The sequence below is a fragment of the Rhizomonospora bruguierae genome (genome assembly GCF_018397995.1).
Lineage (GTDB): Bacteria > Actinomycetota > Actinomycetes > Mycobacteriales > Micromonosporaceae > Rhizomonospora > Rhizomonospora bruguierae.
Genome location: NZ_BBQH01000022.1, coordinates 56480 through 73386 on the forward strand (window position 1 = coordinate 56480; position 16907 = coordinate 73386).

Below are 16907 nucleotides of genomic sequence, written 5' to 3' on the forward strand. Positions count from 1 at the left end.
GCGGGCCGCCGGTCAGCCGAACTCGAGGACGGCCTTCACGTCGTTGCCGGGGGAGGTGTAGGCGTCGGGGTACCGGTCGAGGGGGACCCGGCGGGTGATCAGGTCATCGAGCCAGCGGATGTCCGCCTGGAGCAGGGCGTCGGCCGCCTGCCGCCAGTGCCGGCGGTTCGCGTTGACCGTGCCGAAGATGACGTTGTTCTCCAGCACCAGTTGGCGGTTCAGGTGGCCGGCGTCCAGGGCGATCCGGCGCCCGCCGGAGGAGACGCCGGTCAGGCAGGCGATGCCGTTCGGGCCGATCTTCTCCATCACGTCCAGCACGACGGTGGGCGCGCCGGTGCACTCCAGCGCCACGTCCGGCTCGAGGTCCAGGTCGGGGACGCCGCGGTGGTGGTAGACGGCGCCGAGGCGGGCGGCCAGGGCGGGCTTCGGGCCCGCGGTGGCCCGGTCGAGGACGTGGACCTCCAGGCCGCGCTGCACGCCGAGCAGGGCGGCGAGCAGGCCGATCGGTCCGGCGCCGGTGACCAGGGCGGTCCGCGGGGTCCAGCGGGCGCGTTCGCCGATGCGTTCGATGTGCTCCCACGCCTTGGCGACGACGCTGGTGGGTTCCAGGAGCACGCCCACGGCGTCCAGGGTGGGGGCCAGGCGGATCGCGTGGTCGGGTTGGACCCGCCAGCGGTCGCGGGCGAAGCCGTGGCGGGCCTTGATGCCGTGTTCGGTGAAGCGGCCGTTGCGGCACATGTCCCACTCGCCGGCGGCGCAGTTGGGGCACGGCACGGGGTCCGGGTGGCGGACGATGCCGGCGACCAGGTCGCCGGGGGCGAACGTGCGGGTGGGGTCCTCGAGCACCCGGCCCAGCGACTCGTGGCCCAGGATCAGTCGCTTCGCGCCGGGTGGCGCCTCGCCGTACTCGCCGGCGATGACCTCGCGGTCCGTGCCGCAGATGCCGACGGCGATCGCCTCGACGAGCACCGGGCCCTCGTCGGGGTCCGGCTCGGGGGCGTTGGTATCGAGGTACAGGGAGTTCTCCTGGCCGGGGATCACGCTGACGGCCCGCATGCGCCCTAGTGTCCCCAGGCGCCCTTGACTTAACCCGCAATCGTCCATAATCCTTGCCTCAGTCAACTAATCCTTTGAGATGGGCAAAGAGCATGGGTGATCGGGTCGCCGCCGTCCGGGCGTTCAACCGCTTCTACACCCGCACCATCGGCGTGCTCGGCGAGGGCGTGCAGAAGACGCGGTACTCGCTGACCGAGGCGCGGGTCTTCTTCGAACTCGCGCACACCGACGCCGTCGAGGTGGTGGACCTGCGCCGGGCGCTGGACCTGGACGCCGGCTACCTCAGCCGCATCCTCGCCCGGTTCGAGCGGGACGGGTACGTGGTCCGGGAGAAGTCCCCGACCGACGCGCGCAAGCAGGTCATCCGGCTGACCGCGGCCGGGCGCCGGGTGTTCGCGATGCTGGACGAGCGGTCCAACGCGGACATGCGGACCCTGCTGGACCGGCTGGGCGAGGCGGAGCAGCGGCGGCTGCTCGGGGCGATGGCCAGCATCCGGGAACTGCTGGGCGACGCCGAGCCGCACCCGGCGTACGTCCTGCGCCCGCCGCTGCCCGGCGACCTGGGCTGGGTGGTGCAGCGGCACGGCGCGATCTACGCCCGCGAGTACGACTGGGACGAGGGCTTCGAGGCGATGGTCGCCCGGATCGTGGCCGACTACGTGGCCGGCCGCGACCCGCACCGCGAGGCCGCCTGGATCGCCGAGGTGGACGGGCGCCCCGCCGGGTCGGTCTTCTGCGTCCGCAAGGACGACGAGACCGCCCAGCTGCGGCTGCTGCTGGTCGAGCCGGAGGCGCGGGGGATGGGCATCGGCGGCCGGCTGGTCGACGAGTGCGTCCGGTACGCGCGCCGCGCCGGGTACCGGCGGATGATCCTGTGGACGAACGCCGCCCTGGCCGACGCGCGCCGCCTCTACCAGCGGGCCGGCTTCCGCCTCACCGAGCAGGAGAAGGGCCGCGACTTCGGCCACGACCAGGTCTTCCAGTACTGGGAGCGCGAGCTGTAAGCCGCGCCGGGCGCCGGGATGTCGACGGCGGGCAATCCCGTTCGCGGTGGCGCTCGTGGATGGCATGCCGCCGCCATAGGATCTGGCCATGACGCCTGAGGAGGTCGGCGCCCGGCTCGTGGCCGCGCTGCCCGACGCCGCCGCCGGCGTGTCCGGCGGTGGCGCCTACGCCCGCGCCACCGTGGACGTCCCGCCGGCCGCATGGGCCACCGCCGCGGCCACCGCCCGCGACGACACCGACCTGCGCTGCGACTTCTTCGACTGGTTGTCCGCCGTGGACGAACTGGCCGAGGGCTTCACGATGGTCGCCCACGTGTGGTCCACCGCCCTCCGGCACGGGGTGCTGCTGCGCACCCGCGTCCCGCGGGAGGGTGCCCAGGTGCCCACGCTCGTCCCCGTCTACCCGGGCGCCGCCTGGCACGAGCGGGAGACGCACGAGATGTTCGGCATCGGCTTCGCCGGCCACGCCGACCTCAAACCGCTGCTGCTGCCGCCCGAGTTCGAGGGGCACCCGCTGCGCAAGGAATTCGTGCTCGCCGCCCGGGTCGCCAAGGCGTGGCCCGGCGCCAAGGAACCCGGCGAGTCCCACGAGTCCACCGGCCGCCGCCAGCCGATGCGCCCGCCCGGCGTGCCGGACCCGAACCAGTGGGGGCCGAATGCCGGACTGGCTTGAGACCCTGATCCGGGTGCTGGCGGTCGTCGCCGCCTTCCTCACCCTGCCGCTGCTGGTCGGCCAGGCCGAACACAAGGTCATGGCGCACATGCAGGGCCGCCTCGGGCCGATGTACGCGGGCGCCTTCCACGGCTGGGCCCAACTCGTCGCGGACGGGGTCAAGTTCGTCCAGAAGGAGGACATCACCCCCCGCGACGCGGACCGCCCGGTGTTCCGCCTCGCCCCGGTGATCGCCCTGCTGCCGTACCTGCTGGCCCTGCTGGTGATCCCGCTCGGCCCCGGCGACCTGGTCGGCCAGCCGCTGGACGTGGGGCTGTTCTTCGTCCTCGCCGTGGTGGGCATCGGCGTCGTCGCGGTCCTGATGTCGGCCTGGGCGTCCGCCAACAAGTACAGCCTGCTCGGCGGGCTGCGCGGCGCGGCCCAGCTGCTGGGGTACGAGCTACCGCTCGTGCTGGCCGCGGCGAGCGTCGCCATGGCGGCCGGCACCCTCTCCCTGACCGGCATCGTGGAGGCGTGGCGCCCCTGGTGGCTGCTCTGGCAGGCCCCCGCCGCGGTGGTGTTCTTCGTCGCCGGGCTCGCCGAGATCCGCCGGCCCCCGTTCGACATGCCGATCGCCGACTCCGAGCTCGTCTTCGGCTACCTGACCGAGTACACCGGGCTGCGCTTCGCGTTCTTCCTGCTCGCCGAGTACGTGGGCATCGTGGTGATCGCCGCACTGACCACGGTGCTGTTCCTCGGCGGCTGGAAAGGACCGTTCGGCGACGCGCACCTCGGCTGGCTGTGGACCCTGCTCAAGGTGTTCGCGGTGTCCTTCGTGGTCATCTGGCTGCGGGTCGCGTACCCGCGCCTGCGCGAGGACCAGCTCCAGCGCCTGTGCTGGCTGGTCCTGGTCCCCCTGGCCCTGGCGCAGTTGGTGCTGACGGCGGCCGTCCGCGTCGCCTTCTGACCCGCGCGCCCGCCGTGTGGCAGCAGCCGGCGCATTCGGGTGCTCGCGCCGGGGAGCGGGAAGGGGCAGGATGTGCGGCATGGGCGTTCCGGGTGAGGGACTGGCGAAGGGGCTGGCGGTCACCCTCAAGACGATGACCCGCCGGTCGCACACCCAGCAGTATCCGGACGTGCAGCCGGAGTTGCCGCCGCGCTCCCGGGGCGTGATCGCCCTGCTGGAGGAGAACTGCACGGTCTGCATGCTGTGCGCGCGGGAGTGCCCGGACTGGTGCATCTACATCGACTCGCACAAGGAGGAGGTCGTGGTGCCGGGGGCGGCGCGGGCGCGGCAGCGCAACGTGCTGGACCGGTTCGACATCGACTTCTCGCTGTGCATGTACTGCGGGATCTGCGTCGAGGTGTGCCCGTTCGACGCCCTGTACTGGTCGCCCGAGTTCGAGTACGCCGAGCACGACATCCGGGACCTGCTGCACGGCCGGCAGCGGCTGGGCGAGTGGATGGCGACGGTGCCGCCGCCGCCGGCGCACGACCCGCGGGGCGAGCCGGCCAAGGAGGAGACGGCGGCCCGCAAGAGGGCGGGCTCGGCATGACGGTGGCGGACGCGCTGCTGCTGGGGCTGGGCGCGGTCGCCGTCGGGGCGGGCGCGCTGGTGGTGACGACCGCGCACCTGGTCCGCGCCGGGCTGTACCTGGTGGTGTGCCTGGGCGCGGTGGCCGGGCTGTACCTGGTGCTGACCGCCGAACTGGTCGCCTGGGTGCAGGTGCTGATCTACGTCGGCGCGGTGGTGGTGCTGCTGCTGTTCGCGGTGATGCTGACCCGCGCCCCGATCGGCGCCTCGGCGGATCTGGACCGCCCCGGCCTGCCCGCCCTGCTGGTGGGCGGCGGCGCGAGCCTGGGCCTGGCCGCGCTGCTGGTGGACGCGTACCGCTGGTCCAGCGTGCCGGCGCCGGCCCCGGGCACCGCCGAGGTGCTCGGCGCCCAGTTGTTCCGCTCCTGGGTGCTGCCGTTCGAGGTGCTCTCCGTGCTGCTGCTGGCGGCCCTGGTCGGCGCGATCATCGTGTCCCGGCCGGACATCGGCGGGGGTGGCCGCTAGATGCACCCGGTGATCCCCTACGTGACCGCGGCCTTCCTGTTCGGGCTGGGCGGGTACGGCGTGCTGCGCCGCCGGAACGCGATCCTGCTGCTGATGGCCGTGGAGTTGATGCTCAACGCGGTGAACCTGGTGCTGGTCACCGCGGACAGCACGGTCCGGGCGGCGCTGCCGCCGGCCGCCGAGGCGTACACGGGGCAGGTCTTCGTCCTGTTCGTCATCGTGCTGGCCGCCGCCGAGGTCGGCGTCGGCCTGGCGATCATCCTCCAGCTGTACCGGGTGCGGGCCACCGTCGCCGTCGACGAGGTGCCGCTGGAGCGCGACGTGCCGCCGGGGCGGCCGGCGGAGCCCGACCGGGCCGAGGTGGTGTGACGTGGACGCGGGTTGGGGGTTGGCGCTGCCCGCGGTGCCGTTCGCCTGCGCGCTGGCGGCGTTCTTCGTCAACCGCCGGGTGGCCGCCGCGCTGGGCATCGCCGGCGCCGCCGTCTCGCTGGCCCTGGCGATCGCGCTGGCCGCCACGGTCGACACCACCGCCGAACGCTCGTGGCAGTGGGTCGACCTGGGCGGGCTGAACGTCACCCTGGGCACCCGGCTGGAGCCGACCACGACGCTGGTCGCGGTGGCGGTCGGCGTGGTCGCGCTGGCCGTGCAGGTGTACTCGGTCCCCTACCTGGCCGGCGACGACCGCTACCCGCCGTACGCGGCGCAGGTGAGCCTGTTCACGGCGGCGATGCTGCTGGTCGTGGTCGCCGGCGACCTGATCCTGCTGCTGGTCGGCTGGGAGGTCATGGGCATCTGCTCGTACCTGCTGATCGGGCACGACCGGCGGCTGCCGGCGGCGCCGGCCGCCGCGGTGAAGGCGTTCCTGGTGACCCGGGTCGGCGACGTCGGCTTCCTGCTGGGCATCGCGCTGCTGGGCACGGCCGCGGGCAGTTTCCGGATCTCGGACGTGCTGGCGGCGGCGGCGACCGGGCCGGGCAACGGGCCCGCCGGCATCGGCGGGGGCACCCTGACCGCCGCCGCCGTGCTGCTGCTCGCCGGGGTGGCCGGCAAGAGCGCCCAGTTCCCGCTGCACACCTGGCTGCCGGACGCGATGGCCGGCCCGACGCCCATCTCCGCGCTGATCCACGCGGCCACCATGGTCGCCGCCGGCGTGTACGTGGTCGCCCGGCTGTTCCCCGTGTTCCAGGGCGGCGACGCGCTGCCCGTCCTGGGGGTCATGGCGGCGGTCACCATGCTGCTGGGCGCCCTGGCCGCGACCGCGCAGGACGACATCAAGCGGGTGCTCGCCTGGTCCACGGTCAGCCAGCTCGGGTACATGACCGGCGCCCTGGCGGTGGGCGCGCCCGGGGTGGCCCTGTTCCACCTGCTGACCCACGCCGCGTTCAAGGCGCTGCTGTTCCTCGCCGCCGGGTCGGTGATCCACGCGGTGGGCACCAACTCGATGGCGGCGATGGGTGGGCTGCGCCACCGGATGCCGGTCACCTTCTGGTGCCTGACGATCGGGCTGGGCGCCCTGGTCGGGCTGCCGCCGCTGGCCGGGTTCTGGAGCAAGGACGCGATCCTCGCCGCGGCCGGCGAGTCCGGGTGGCTGCTGTTCTCGGTCGGCCTGCTGACCGTGGCGGGCACCGCCTGGTACGCGGTCCGCCTGTGGCTCCTGGTGTTCTTCGGCCGTCCCCGCACCGAGGTGCACCCGCACGAGCCGCCGGCCGCCATGGGCGTGCCCGTGCTGGTGCTCGCGGTGCCCAGCGCGGGGCTCGGCCTGGCCGTGTTCATCCCGGCCTTCCGGGAGCGGTTCGGCATCGGTGCGGTCCACATCGACGCCGCCGTGCTGCCGCCGCTCGCCGCGCTCGCGGTCGGCGCGCTCACCGTCTGGGCGCTCTGGCGCCGAGCGCCGCGCACCGACCCCGCGTTCTCCCTGGGTCCGCTGCGGGCCGCCTTCGCCAATGCCTTCTGGGTGGACGCGGTGCAGCACGCCCTCGTGGTGCGGCCGGTCCGGGCGCTCGCCGGCGCCGTCCGGGCCGCGGACGAGTCCGTTGTGGACGGTGCGGTGGAGGCCACCGGCAGGGGAGCCCGGGCCCTGGGCGGCTCCCTCGCCACGGCCCACCGCTCGGGCCTGCCCCGCGCCGCGACCGCCGTGCTGGCCGGCGCCGTGCTGGCAGCGCTGGCCGCCACAGTCCTGGGGATTGCCCTGTGAGCGCGAGGAGCGCCCGGAGCGCGCTGGGCCGCAGGACTGGCGGTTGCGGAGGAAGCACCGCAGTCGCGAGCGAAAGGCTGGCTCTGTGAGCGCGAGGAGCGCCCGGAGCGCGCTGGGCCGCAGGACTGGCGGTTGCGGAGGAAGCACCGCAGTCGCGAACGAAAGGCTGGCTCTGTGAGCGCGCTTTTGGTGGTGGTGCTTGCCCTGCCGGCGGCGGGGGCGATGGTCGCGGCTCTCCTGCCCGGCGAGCGGGCCGGCCGGGTCGCCGGGACGGTCGCCGCCGCGCTGGCGTTTGTCGCCAGCCTGCTGCTGTGGTTCGACAGGTCGGCCGGGGGCACCGGGGTCATCCGCCCCTGGCACGAGGTGGACGTCGCCTGGGCACCCGCCCTGGACCTGCGTTTCCATCTGGGTGTCGACGGCATCTCGTACCCGCTGGTCGTGTTGACGACGCTGCTGACGCTGCTGTGCTGCGCGTACACGGTGGGCCACGTGCCGGCGGGTGGTCGGGGCAGCGCGCTGGTGGCGCTGCTGCTCGTCGTCGAGGTCGGCATGCTCGGTACGTTCCTCGCCCTGGACCTGGTCCTGTTCTTCGTGTTCTTCGAGGTCGTGCTGCTGCCGATGTACGCGGTGATCGCGGGCTGGGGTGGCGCGGGGCGACGCGCGGCGGCCCGCAAGTTCGCGCTGTACACGCTGTTCGGCTCGGTGCTGCTGCTGGTCGGCGTGTTCACGGTGGTGGCCTCGGCCGGCACGGCGGACATCGTGGCGCTCACCGGCGGCGCGGCGCTCCCACGCGGCACGCAGCACGCCGCGTTCGCGCTGTTCGCGGTGGCGTTCGCGGTCAAGAGCCCGCTCTGGCCGCTGCACACCTGGCTGCCGGCGGCGCACACCCAGGCGCCGACCGTCGGCAGCGTGATCCTCGCCGGGGTGCTGCTCAAGATGGGTACGTACGGGCTGATCCGGGTGGCGGTCGGCGTCGCCCCGGAGGGGGCCCGCTGGGCGGCTCCGGTGCTCGGCACGCTCGCCGTCGCGGCGATCATCGTGGGCGCCCTGGTCTGCCTGGCCCAGTCCGAGATCAAGCGGCTCATCGCGTACTCGAGCGTCGGGCACATGGGCTTCGTGCTGCTCGGCGTGGCGACCCTGACCGCCACCGGCATCCAGGCGGCGCTGATCGGCAACGTGGCGCACGGCATCCTCACCGGCCTGCTGTTCTTCCTGGCCGGCGCGGTCAAGGACCGGTTCGGCACCGGCGACCTGGCGGCGCTGGGCGGGCTGCGGGAGCGGATGCCCGGCCTGTCCGGCCTGCTCGGGTACGCGGCGATCGGCTCGCTGGGCCTGCCCGGCCTGGCCGGCTTCTGGGGGGAGGCGTTCGCGGTGATCGCCGCCGTGCGGCGGGGCGGGCCGCTGTGGCTGACCCTCGGCGTGATCGCGGCCGTGGGTGGGGCGCTGACCGCCGCGTACTTCCTGCGGCTGCTGCGCCGGGTCACGCACGGCCCCGCGTCCCCGGTGGTGGCCGGCGCCGTCTGCGGCCCGATCGCCCGCCTGGAGGTCGCCGCCTGGTCGCCCCTGGTGGTCCTGGCGCTTGCCGTGGGGCTGGTACCGGCGCTGGTGCTGGGGATGGCCAGCGAGCCCGTCCGGGCGGTCGCGGAGTGGGTGGCCCGATGATCGATCACGTCGCCCTGCTCCCGGCGTACCTGGCCGGCGCCACGGCGGTGCTCGTCCTGCTGGTGGAGTTGCTGCTGGCCCGCCCGGGCGCGGTTCTGCTCTCGGGCGTGCTGGGTGCGGCGGCCACCGCCGTCGCGGCGGCGCTGGCCGCACGCGGTCCCGCTCGGGGCACCTTCTGCGGCGCGGGCGGCTGCTCGTACGTCCTCGACGACCGGGCGGCCCTGGTCGCGGCCCTGTTCGCGCTGCTGGCGCTCGGCGTGCTCGGGCTCTCCGCCGGTCACCTGCGCGCCGGGGCGGTACCGCCGGGCGAGTACTGCTTCCTGCTCGCCTGCTCGATGACGGGCGGCGTCGCGCTGGCCGGCGCGCGGGACCTGATCCTGCTGATCGTGGCGCTGGAGACGCTGACCCTGCCGCTGTACATCCTGGTGGGGCTGCGCCGCCGCACGGCGGCCGGTGCCATGGCTCCCAGTGCCGACGCCGCCGTCACGTTCTTCGTGGTCAGCGTCGTGGCGACCAGCGTGACCCTGCTCGGTGCGGCCCTGCTCTACGCCGGCACCGGGGCGGTCCGGTTCGCTCCGCTCGCCGCCACCCTCGCCGACGGCCCGCCCGCCCCGCTGCTCCCGCTGACCCGGGTCGGCGTGGTGCTGGTGCTGGCGGGGCTGGCGTTCAAGGTCGCGGCGGTGCCGTTCCACGCCTGGGCGCCCGCCACCTACGACGGTGCCCCGCTGCCCGTCGCCGCGTACCTGTCCACCGCCTCCAAGGTGGGCGGCGTGGTCGCCATCCTGGCCGTGGTGACCGGCGCGTTCCGCCCCGCGCTGGACGTGGCCGGCCCGGTGCTCGCCGCCCTCGCGGTCCTGACCATGACCGTCGGCAACCTGGTGGCCCTGCGCCAGCGCCGGATGGTGCGGCTGCTCGCCTGGTCCTCGGTCGCCCAGGCCGGCTACATCCTCGCCCCGTTCGGCGCCTTCGCCGCCGCGGCGGGCCGCACCGGTGACGCCCTCGCCGCGGCGGTCGCGGCGGCCATCGCGTACACCGTCTTCTACGTGGTGATGGAGTTGGGCGCGTTCGCGGCGGTGACCGCGCTGCGCCCGCCGGACGCCGACGGCGGCGACCTGGCCGACTACCGCGCCGCCGCCCGCAGGTCCCCGTGGGTCGGTGCCGCGCTGGTGCTGGCCCTGGTCGGTCTCGCCGGCCTGCCGCCGGGGCTGGCCGGGCTGTTCGCCAAGGTGGCGGTGGTCCGCGCCCTGCTCGCCGGCGGCGCCGGCTGGCTGGCCGTGATCGTGGCCCTGAACGCGGTGATCGGCCTGGCGTACTACGTCCGCGTGGCCGCTCTCCTCTACGCGCCCGCCGACCCGCGCCCCGCCGCCCTGCCCGCCACCGCCCCGAGCCCCGCCGAGCCGCACGCCGTCGAGCCGCCGTCCACCCGGCCGGCCTGGCCGGTCGCCGCGGCGGTCGGCACCACCGCCCTTCTGGCCGTGCTTGTCGGCTTTGCCCCGCAAATCGTGCTCGCGTTTGCCGGGCGCTAGCGCATTTACAGCAAACTCTCAGCCTTTGGTCGGATGAGCATGGGGTAACACCACGTTGACACGGTTACGGGAATCGACTGATTTTCCCCGCCGAAGGAGTCGACGTGCACAGCCATCGAAACGGTCTCAAGACGGCGGCCCTGTTGGGGCTGCTCACCGCGCTCATCCTCGCGGTCGGTTACTGGTTCGGCGGCAGCTCCGGACTGGTCATCGCCGTGATCCTCTCGCTGGTCATGAACGCGACCAGCTACTTCTGGTCCGACAAGCTCGCCCTGCGGTCGATGGCCGCCCAGCCGGTCAGCGAGGCGCAGTTCCCCGAGCTGCACCGGATGGTCCGAGAACTGGCGACCCAGGCCGGGCAGCCCATGCCCCGGCTCTACGTCAGCCCCACCATGCAACCGAACGCGTTTGCCACCGGCCGCAACCCGCAGCACGCCGCGGTCGCCGTGACCCAGGGCATCGTCCAGGTCCTCGACTACCGCGAACTGCGCGCCGTCATCGGCCACGAACTGTCCCACGTCTACAACCGGGACATCCTCATCTCCAGCGTGGCCGCCGCCCTCGCCGGCATCATCACCATGCTGGCGAACCTGGCGTGGTTCATCCCGCTCGGCAGCAACGACGAGGACGGCCCCAACATGGGCGCCATCCTGCTCATGCTGATCCTTGGCCCGCTGGCCGCCACCATCATCCAGCTGGCCATCAGCCGCAGCCGCGAGTACCAGGCCGACCAGTCCGGCGCCCAGCTCACCAACGACCCGCTGGCGCTGGCCAGCGCGCTGCGGAAGATCAGCGCCGGCACCCGCATGCACCCGCTGCCCGCCGACGGCACCCTCGCCAGCAGCGCCCACCTGATGATCGCCAACCCGCTGCGCCCCAGCGGCATCGCCGCCCTCTTCTCCACCCACCCCCCGATGGAGCAGCGCATCGCGCGGCTGGAGCGGATGGCGATGAACGCCGGGCCGATCCAGTACCGCTGAACCCCTGCACACCAAGGGCCGCGCCGGTTCACCCGGCGCGGCCCCCACCGTCCCCGGCTCAGCGGTAGTTCGTGAACTGGAGGGCCACCCCGAAGTCCTCCTGCTTCAGCAGCGCTATCACCGCCTGCAGGTCGTCCTTCTTCTTCCCGGTGACCCGAAGTTGGTCGCCCTGGATCTGCGCCTGGACGCCCTTGGGCCCCTCGTCGCGGATCTTCTTGCTGATCGCCTTCGCCTTCTCCGAGTCGATCCCCTGGATGACCGTCGCGTCGACCTTGTAGCCCTTCCCGGACTGCTGCGGCTCCCCGGCATCCAGCGACTTCAGCGAAATCTGCCGCTTGACCAGCTTCTCCTTGAACACGTCCAGGGCCGCTCGCACCCGGTCCTCAGTCTCCGCCCGCACCGTCACCCCGGTCTCGCCCGACCAGGCGATCTCCGCCCCGGTCCCCCGGAAGTCGAACCGCGTCGACAGCTCCTTCTCGGTCTGCCGCAGGGCGTTGTCCACCTCCTGCCGGTCCACCTTGCTGACGATGTCGAACGAAGGATTGGCGGCCATGCTCGAACTCCCGGCGCTTCGTGTGTGGTCTGTGGTCCCTAACAACATGCCGACGGTACCCGGTTGCACCCGGACCCCCTCATGCCGCTATCCTTGCTTCCGCTGCTGCGTACGCGCGGCGGTATCCCAGGCGGGTTGCCCGAGCGGCCAATGGGAGCGGACTGTAAATCCGTCGCGAAAGCTACAGAGGTTCGAATCCTCTACCCGCCACCAGGTGCACAAAGAGGCCCCTGACCAGCGAGAACGCCGGTCAGGGGCCTCTTTCGTGAGTCTCGCTCAGTCCCGCTCTGGCTCGTTCGATCTCGCCGGTCGCGTCGTATTCGCGTCGGCGTTTTCCGCACCTCCTAGCGCGGCCTCGATCCGGCGGCGGGCGGCTTCCTCCTGGCCGTAGACGCACTTCGCGTAGACCCGCATGAGGACGTTCACGCTGTGCCCGGCCCACTCGGCGACCTGGGTAGCCGGTACTCCGGCGTTGAGCCAGAGCGACACGGCCGCGTGGCGCAGGTCGTAGGGACGGCGGGCCAGCGGCGAGCGCTGCTGAGCCGCCGTGAGCACCTTTGTCCGTGCGTCCCGCCATGCCTTCCCGTAGGTGTTGTTCGGGATGGGCTGGCCGGCGGTGGGCACGTATCGCCCACCGGGGCCGCGCCGGGTCACGAACAGCTTGCCGTTCGATCCGGGCGGGTACTCCTTGACGTGGTGGTCGAGCAGCCGCACGAGCGGCGGCGGCACCGGAACGTCCCTCGTGGCCGCCTTGGCGCGGTGCTTCAACTCTCGATCTTCGGTGGTGTCGTCTCCGTCGCCCCAATCGCGGCCGACGGCCACCGTCGAGCCGGTGAGGTGCAGTACGCCCCACCCCCCACGTCGAGCGGGCCGCTCGTACTCGTCTTCCCGCAGGTGAAGCACCTCTTCGGGGCGCAGAGCGGCGTAGTACATGCAACCGAAGAACGCTTCCAACTCGGGCACGGAGCGCCCCACCTCGGCGAGCAGCGCTCGCGCCTGATCGGGATTAACCACCGCCCCCCGGTCGACCTCATCGGCCGTCTTCGGCGCGGTCCAGCTCACCAGAGACATCGGGTGCGCGTCGAGTAGCCGCAGCTCAACGGCGTACTTCAACGCCCCGGAGAAGACGGCCCGCTTGCGGGCGATCGTGCTGGCCGACGCGGCGGCACCGTCCATCCGCAGGGCAAGCGTGTCGAGCGCCTTCCGCACCAACGCGGCGTCGGCGAGCGCGGCCAGGTCGACGGTGTTGGCCATGAGCCAGCGCACGGCGGCGGCGTGGTCGGGAGGTGGCTCCCCAGCGTCGCGGCGGGCCTTGTTGAACACCCACCCGTAGAGCGCGGCACGTAGCGCCTTGTCGCTGGGCACGCCCCGGTCGGTCGCGAGCAGTGCCGGGGTGACGGTCGCCAACGTCTCGGCGATCCCCTTGCGGTGCTTTGCCGACGCGCGGGGCCACTTCATGTCGACGTAGGCAACGGCGTGCTCGTACCACGACCGGGTGTTGAGCGCTCGCGCCATCGGCTCGGGCAGGCCGCTGACCTCATCGAACGCAACGCCTTCCCGCTGCGCAACGATCAGCTTGGCACGGAAGCTTTCGGCGAGCGCCCGCGTCGCGTAGGTCTTCCGGAACGGCTTCTTCGCGACGAACCAGCGAACGGAGTAGCTGGCCTTTTTCTGGCTGCGGTTTGGGAGGATGCTCCACACCCGTACGTCGTAGCTGCTCATGCTGCCTCTTCATGGTCGTCGATCCAGTTGTCCAGGTCACGGCGGCGGACGTACAGGCTGCCGTTGGGGTACTTGATGGTTCGGGGGGCGCGGCCGGTGGCCTTCCAGCGGAAGAATGTCGACCGGGGCACGCGGAGTTCGTCCAGGACTTCGGCGAGGGTGAGCAGGTTCCCGGTCGGGGTGCGGCGGGCGGCGGTCATGGGCGGGTGTCCTCCCTCGGGGCGGCGTCGAGGTAGATGCGCTGGAACATCGGGGATCGGCGGTCGGGGGAGGGCCGGGAGACGGAGCGGATGTGCAGCACTTGGGCGATGGCGGCGAGCGCTGCGGCTGTTTCAGCGGGTGTGCCGTGCAGCCTGATTCGCATCGTGGGTGCCTTCCGGTGGGTGCTGGTCACTTGTGGAGGGTGGGGTAGGCGGTGCGGCAGAACGGCTTAGAGCGGCCCTCTGAGAGCCACGGAGACGCAAGATCCGGGCAGGGTTGGGGTAAGGCATAGGGCCGAACTGTCTGTGCGGCTCTCAGCGGGCCGTTTCTGGGTGTCGGCTGGCGGTCGGTGGTCCGGACGCGGTCGGGAAGGGGCCGGGAGGCGGTGACACGGTGACAGTCGGGTGGTCGGACGGGTGTTCGTGCTGGTCAGCCGGGGTTTTGTGTTGTCACCGGGTGGTGGTGACAGGTGGTGACAGCGGTGACAGCCGTCCGGGGGTGTCACCGCTGTCACCGGCCTGTCACCGGGGGGTGGTGACAGCGGTTCAGGTGGTGTGAGCTGCGGAAACGTGGCCGGCGGGCGGAGTTGTCACCGTGTCACCGCTGTCACCGCCCTCGGCGGTGAGGTCGGCGGCGCGGGGGTGGACTTCGTACCCGCCGGTCTCGGTGGCCCTGACCCAGCCGTGGGCGGTGAGGACGTCCAGCACGTTCGCCACGTCGGCGGCGCGGGGCAGTTGCCGGTGACAGCGGCGGTGCAGTTCCCGGCGGGTGAAGGCGCTCATGCCCTTGGCGGTGACGATGGCCAGGACACGGCGCGCGGTTTCGGTGGCGGCGTCGGCGGTGATGGTGGCCATGGCGGCGCGGTAGTGGGCGGCGAAGAACTCCGCCAGCCTCACGGCGTCGGCCATCCGGTCGGCGTCGATCGGGCGACGCCACGCGTCGGCGGGGTGGTGGGCGACGTGCAACAGGCCGGCCAGCCGCAGCGTGGCACCGGACAGCTTGTTGCCCCATTCCCGCATGTCGTGCAGGCTCCCGCCGGGCCGTAGCTCGGCTTCCACCTGCTCGGCGGCGGCCCGCCGCACCGTGCCGGCTTCCTCGGTGAGCACGACCACCGCCGGGTCTTCCCACTCGGCGAACGTGGCGGCCAGGTCGTGTATCCGGTGCCGGTAGCCGGCGGCCACCTGCTCGGGCACCGGCAGCGTGTCGACGGCCCGGTAGCCGGCCATCGACACCGGGAGCGCGAACAGGAACCGTGCCGGCAGGCCACGGCCGGCGAGCCCGGCGTTTCCGCCGAACTGGCGCAGCACGACCGGTTGCGCCATCACGCACACGGTCAGCGCAGGCTTGTCGATGGAGGCACCTTCACGGGTGGTCCGTTCGTTGCTCATCGGCTGCCCCGCGTGGCCTTTCAGGTAGGGGTCAAGGTTCGGGGCACCGGAGTAGCGGCCGGCGAGGGTGTCGAAGATCCCGCCTTCATCCGAGATGATCGCCATGCGTCCACCGTTGGCGGCCATGAGGCTGATGAGCGCTTCCGGGGTGGCGTCGTCCGTGATGAGTTTCGGCAGGCCGGGCACGGTGATGGCCTCGGCGGCGATGGCGGCGGCCACCGCCTCGGCCGCTGCATCGTCGCGCTTGCCGGGGTCGGTGGCCTTCGCCGCTTGGGCTTTGGCCTGCTCGGCTTGCCGGTCGGCGATGTCCCGTAGGGCGGCGGCTTCGGCGATCCTCGGCCGCATGGCGTCGGCGAGCGTCGACTGTGCCGCGAACAGGGGCGCGGTCATGGCTCGGTGGACTGGGCTCTTGCGTTCGCCGGGGCCGGCGATGACGGCGGCGAACACGTTCACCGGCTCCCGCCACCCGGCTACCGGCTCGACTTCCAGCCGGCCGCCCGCGCACGCCGAGAGGCTGGCCACGGCGAGGGTGCCGGCCATGGCCGGGTCGGTCTGGGTGAACCGGGCCACGCCGGTCACCATGTCGCCGAGCCAGCGGGGGAACACGTCGACCGGGAACGGCGGCGGCGCGGCGGTGGGGCCGGTCAAGGGCACTGGAACATCCCACAGCGGGCCGCCCGGGGTTTCCTCTCCGGTGGCTGCCTGGTGGTCGGTGACCAGGTGCAGACGGGCGGCGCTCATGCGGCCACCTGCCTCGGTCGACGGGCACCAGCAGCGAGGCCGGATCGGACGGTGCGGAATGCCTCGGTGGTGCGCAGCCCGGCGTCAACGCCTGCCTGTTCCAGCAGGGCTTGGGCGTCGTCCTCGGTGAGCGCGCCACCGGCCACCAACTGGCCGAGCGCCACAGCGGCGATGTAGAGCGTGCGGTTGCGCTCGCCCGAGGCGGCGGTGACCACCCGTGCCACCTCGCGGTCGATGGCGGCCCGCACGTACGCCCCGCTGCGGTTGGCGGGCAGGTCGACCACCACCCGCTGCTGCGGTGGCAGCGGCGCGGGGGTGAGCGGCCCGGCCAGCCACCGGGGCAGCGGGGCCGGGTCGGTGTCCAGGTCGACCACGTACGGCCGTCCGGCAACGGTTGAGCCGGCGGCGACGACGTAGCCGCCGTGAGCGCGGGTGTCGACCATCGGCCCAAGCGTCCCGGCCGTGTTGCGCAGGTCGGGGCCGGTGGCCGGGTGCTGGTAGTAGAGGTGAGTGCCACCCCGCCCGGTGCTCACGGTGTAGGTCGGCTCGATGCCGGCCCCGTGCCGGCCGGCCAGGTCGGTGAGGGTGTCCAGCCCGGTCGGGCCGTTGGTGTCGTCCTTGGGGACGTCCAGGTCGACCACCACCAGCAGCGACGGGCCGCACGCGATGCCGATGCCGTAGGGCCGGGCCGACCATGCCCGGCGGATGCGGTCGGGATCGGTGGTGGCGCGGGCTTCCCACCCGAGGTGCCGGCCAGCGGCCCGGCAGCGGGGGTCGCGGCCGGTGCACTGGTCAGTGGGGTGGTCGGGGAACGCGGGTCGCTTGTCGTCGGGTCGGAGCGGGAAGACGTGCCAGCCGTGTTCGGCGTGGGTGAGTGCGATGGTGAGCAGGTCAGACACGGTGTTGTCTCCTGTTCAGGCGGTGCGACGGGCGCGGGCGGCGGCCAGGTCGATCAGCGCGCCTCCGGCATCAGTGGTGTCGGCGGCCGGGCGGGGCCGGTCGGCGGTGGTGGCGACGTTGAGCCGCAGGTACAGCCGGTGCCGGCCGGTGTCGGCACCGGTCAGCGGCCGGCGGGTGCCGCGTTGGGTGAGGTGACCGACAGCGGCCAGAGCAGCGGCAGCGGCGTCCAGCTCGGCCGGCGTGCCGGTCAGCCAGATCTCCAAGCCGGA

18 protein-coding genes and 1 tRNA gene are annotated in these 16907 nt (G+C 73.0%); 11 read left to right on the top strand and 8 right to left on the bottom strand.

Features of this window, described 5'->3' with window-relative positions:
• Positions 1 to 12: 12 nt before the first annotated feature.
• Positions 13 to 1056 (bottom strand): glucose 1-dehydrogenase, encoded by a 1044-nt coding sequence (locus KJS59_RS12895; RefSeq protein WP_213453094.1) that lies wholly within the window; start codon positions 1054 to 1056, stop codon positions 13 to 15.
• 92 nt (positions 1057 to 1148) lie between these two features.
• On the opposite strand from KJS59_RS12895, the gene KJS59_RS12900 reads away from it, so the two are divergent.
• The 10 genes from KJS59_RS12900 (at position 1149) to htpX (ending at position 11133) form a co-directional block, all read left to right on the top strand.
• Positions 1149 to 2060 carry a bifunctional helix-turn-helix transcriptional regulator/GNAT family N-acetyltransferase gene (locus KJS59_RS12900; RefSeq protein WP_213453095.1) on the top strand — a complete coding sequence of 304 codons (912 nt, stop codon included), beginning with the start codon at positions 1149 to 1151 and terminating at the stop codon, positions 2058 to 2060.
• 88 nt (positions 2061 to 2148) lie between these two features.
• Entirely contained in the window at positions 2149 to 2733 is a 585-nt protein-coding gene (locus KJS59_RS12905) for an NADH-quinone oxidoreductase subunit C (protein ID WP_213453096.1), read from the top strand.
• Positions 2717 to 3679 carry an NADH-quinone oxidoreductase subunit NuoH gene (nuoH, locus tag KJS59_RS12910; RefSeq protein WP_213453097.1) on the top strand — a complete coding sequence of 321 codons (963 nt, stop codon included), beginning with the start codon at positions 2717 to 2719 and terminating at the stop codon, positions 3677 to 3679. The genes KJS59_RS12905 and nuoH overlap by 17 nt, the downstream gene beginning before the upstream one ends.
• Before the next feature lie 70 nt (positions 3680 to 3749).
• The gene (locus KJS59_RS12915; protein WP_213453098.1) at positions 3750 to 4268 is read left to right on the top strand and encodes a NuoI/complex I 23 kDa subunit family protein; all 519 of its coding nucleotides are present in this window, start codon (positions 3750 to 3752) and stop codon (positions 4266 to 4268) included.
• Positions 4265 to 4771, top strand: a complete 507-nt coding sequence (locus tag KJS59_RS12920) for an NADH-quinone oxidoreductase subunit J family protein (protein ID WP_213453099.1) — start codon at positions 4265 to 4267, stop codon at positions 4769 to 4771. The genes KJS59_RS12915 and KJS59_RS12920 overlap by 4 nt, the downstream gene beginning before the upstream one ends.
• Complete coding sequence (gene nuoK, locus KJS59_RS12925) at positions 4772 to 5140, top strand: NADH-quinone oxidoreductase subunit NuoK (RefSeq protein ID WP_213453100.1); 369 nt, start codon at positions 4772 to 4774, stop codon at positions 5138 to 5140.
• Between the two features lies 1 nt (position 5141).
• The gene (locus tag KJS59_RS12930) at positions 5142 to 6965 is read left to right on the top strand and encodes an NADH-quinone oxidoreductase subunit 5 family protein (RefSeq protein WP_213453101.1); all 1824 of its coding nucleotides are present in this window, start codon (positions 5142 to 5144) and stop codon (positions 6963 to 6965) included.
• A 174-nt stretch (positions 6966 to 7139) separates the two neighbouring features.
• Complete coding sequence (locus KJS59_RS12935) at positions 7140 to 8627, top strand: complex I subunit 4 family protein (RefSeq protein ID WP_283775775.1); 1488 nt, start codon at positions 7140 to 7142, stop codon at positions 8625 to 8627.
• Complete coding sequence (locus tag KJS59_RS12940) at positions 8624 to 10153, top strand: NADH-quinone oxidoreductase subunit N (protein ID WP_213453102.1); 1530 nt, start codon at positions 8624 to 8626, stop codon at positions 10151 to 10153. The genes KJS59_RS12935 and KJS59_RS12940 overlap by 4 nt, the downstream gene beginning before the upstream one ends.
• A gap of 104 nt (positions 10154 to 10257) precedes the next feature.
• Complete coding sequence (gene htpX, locus KJS59_RS12945) at positions 10258 to 11133, top strand: zinc metalloprotease HtpX (RefSeq protein ID WP_213453103.1); 876 nt, start codon at positions 10258 to 10260, stop codon at positions 11131 to 11133.
• Positions 11134 to 11191: 58 nt separating this feature from the next.
• On the opposite strand, the gene KJS59_RS12950 is transcribed toward htpX, so the two are convergent.
• Complete coding sequence (locus KJS59_RS12950) at positions 11192 to 11686, bottom strand: YajQ family cyclic di-GMP-binding protein (RefSeq protein ID WP_213453104.1); 495 nt, start codon at positions 11684 to 11686, stop codon at positions 11192 to 11194.
• Between the two features lie 129 nt (positions 11687 to 11815).
• On the opposite strand from KJS59_RS12950, the gene KJS59_RS12955 reads away from it, so the two are divergent.
• A tRNA-Tyr gene (locus tag KJS59_RS12955) sits at positions 11816 to 11899 on the top strand.
• A gap of 63 nt (positions 11900 to 11962) precedes the next feature.
• On the opposite strand, the gene KJS59_RS12960 is transcribed toward KJS59_RS12955, so the two are convergent.
• From KJS59_RS12960 to KJS59_RS12985, 6 genes are all read right to left on the bottom strand, one after another.
• Complete coding sequence (locus tag KJS59_RS12960; protein ID WP_213453105.1) at positions 11963 to 13408, bottom strand: tyrosine-type recombinase/integrase; 1446 nt, start codon at positions 13406 to 13408, stop codon at positions 11963 to 11965.
• On the bottom strand, positions 13405 to 13608 hold the full coding sequence (locus KJS59_RS12965; protein WP_213453106.1) for a helix-turn-helix transcriptional regulator: 204 nt from the start codon (positions 13606 to 13608) through the stop codon (positions 13405 to 13407). The genes KJS59_RS12960 and KJS59_RS12965 overlap by 4 nt, the downstream gene beginning before the upstream one ends.
• On the bottom strand, positions 13605 to 13802 hold the full coding sequence (locus tag KJS59_RS12970) for a hypothetical protein (protein WP_213453179.1): 198 nt from the start codon (positions 13800 to 13802) through the stop codon (positions 13605 to 13607). Before KJS59_RS12970 ends, KJS59_RS12965 begins: the two co-directional genes overlap by 4 nt.
• Before the next feature lie 352 nt (positions 13803 to 14154).
• Positions 14155 to 15738 carry a YfjI family protein gene (locus KJS59_RS12975; RefSeq protein ID WP_213453107.1) on the bottom strand — a complete coding sequence of 528 codons (1584 nt, stop codon included), beginning with the start codon at positions 15736 to 15738 and terminating at the stop codon, positions 14155 to 14157.
• A complete protein-coding gene (locus KJS59_RS12980; protein ID WP_213453108.1) occupies positions 15735 to 16637 on the bottom strand; it encodes a bifunctional DNA primase/polymerase in 903 nt (300 codons plus the stop codon). Before KJS59_RS12980 ends, KJS59_RS12975 begins: the two co-directional genes overlap by 4 nt.
• Before the next feature lie 15 nt (positions 16638 to 16652).
• Positions 16653 to 16901 carry a hypothetical protein gene (locus KJS59_RS12985; RefSeq protein WP_376771162.1) on the bottom strand — a complete coding sequence of 83 codons (249 nt, stop codon included), beginning with the start codon at positions 16899 to 16901 and terminating at the stop codon, positions 16653 to 16655.
• Positions 16902 to 16907: the final 6 nt, after the last annotated feature.

Coding starts and splice junctions, on each gene's coding strand:
- KJS59_RS12895 (WP_213453094.1), bottom strand. CDS start 1,056: ATGCGGGCCGTCAGCGTGATCCCCGGCCAGGAGAACTCCCTGTACCTC.
- KJS59_RS12900 (WP_213453095.1), top strand. CDS start 1,149: ATGGGTGATCGGGTCGCCGCCGTCCGGGCGTTCAACCGCTTCTACACC.
- KJS59_RS12905 (WP_213453096.1), top strand. CDS start 2,149: ATGACGCCTGAGGAGGTCGGCGCCCGGCTCGTGGCCGCGCTGCCCGAC.
- nuoH (WP_213453097.1), top strand. CDS start 2,717: ATGCCGGACTGGCTTGAGACCCTGATCCGGGTGCTGGCGGTCGTCGCC.
- KJS59_RS12915 (WP_213453098.1), top strand. CDS start 3,750: ATGTGCGGCATGGGCGTTCCGGGTGAGGGACTGGCGAAGGGGCTGGCG.
- KJS59_RS12920 (WP_213453099.1), top strand. CDS start 4,265: ATGACGGTGGCGGACGCGCTGCTGCTGGGGCTGGGCGCGGTCGCCGTC.
- nuoK (WP_213453100.1), top strand. CDS start 4,772: ATGCACCCGGTGATCCCCTACGTGACCGCGGCCTTCCTGTTCGGGCTG.
- KJS59_RS12940 (WP_213453102.1), top strand. CDS start 8,624: ATGATCGATCACGTCGCCCTGCTCCCGGCGTACCTGGCCGGCGCCACG.
- KJS59_RS12950 (WP_213453104.1), bottom strand. CDS start 11,686: ATGGCCGCCAATCCTTCGTTCGACATCGTCAGCAAGGTGGACCGGCAG.
- KJS59_RS12960 (WP_213453105.1), bottom strand. CDS start 13,408: ATGAGCAGCTACGACGTACGGGTGTGGAGCATCCTCCCAAACCGCAGC.
- KJS59_RS12965 (WP_213453106.1), bottom strand. CDS start 13,608: ATGACCGCCGCCCGCCGCACCCCGACCGGGAACCTGCTCACCCTCGCC.
- KJS59_RS12975 (WP_213453107.1), bottom strand. CDS start 15,738: ATGAGCGCCGCCCGTCTGCACCTGGTCACCGACCACCAGGCAGCCACC.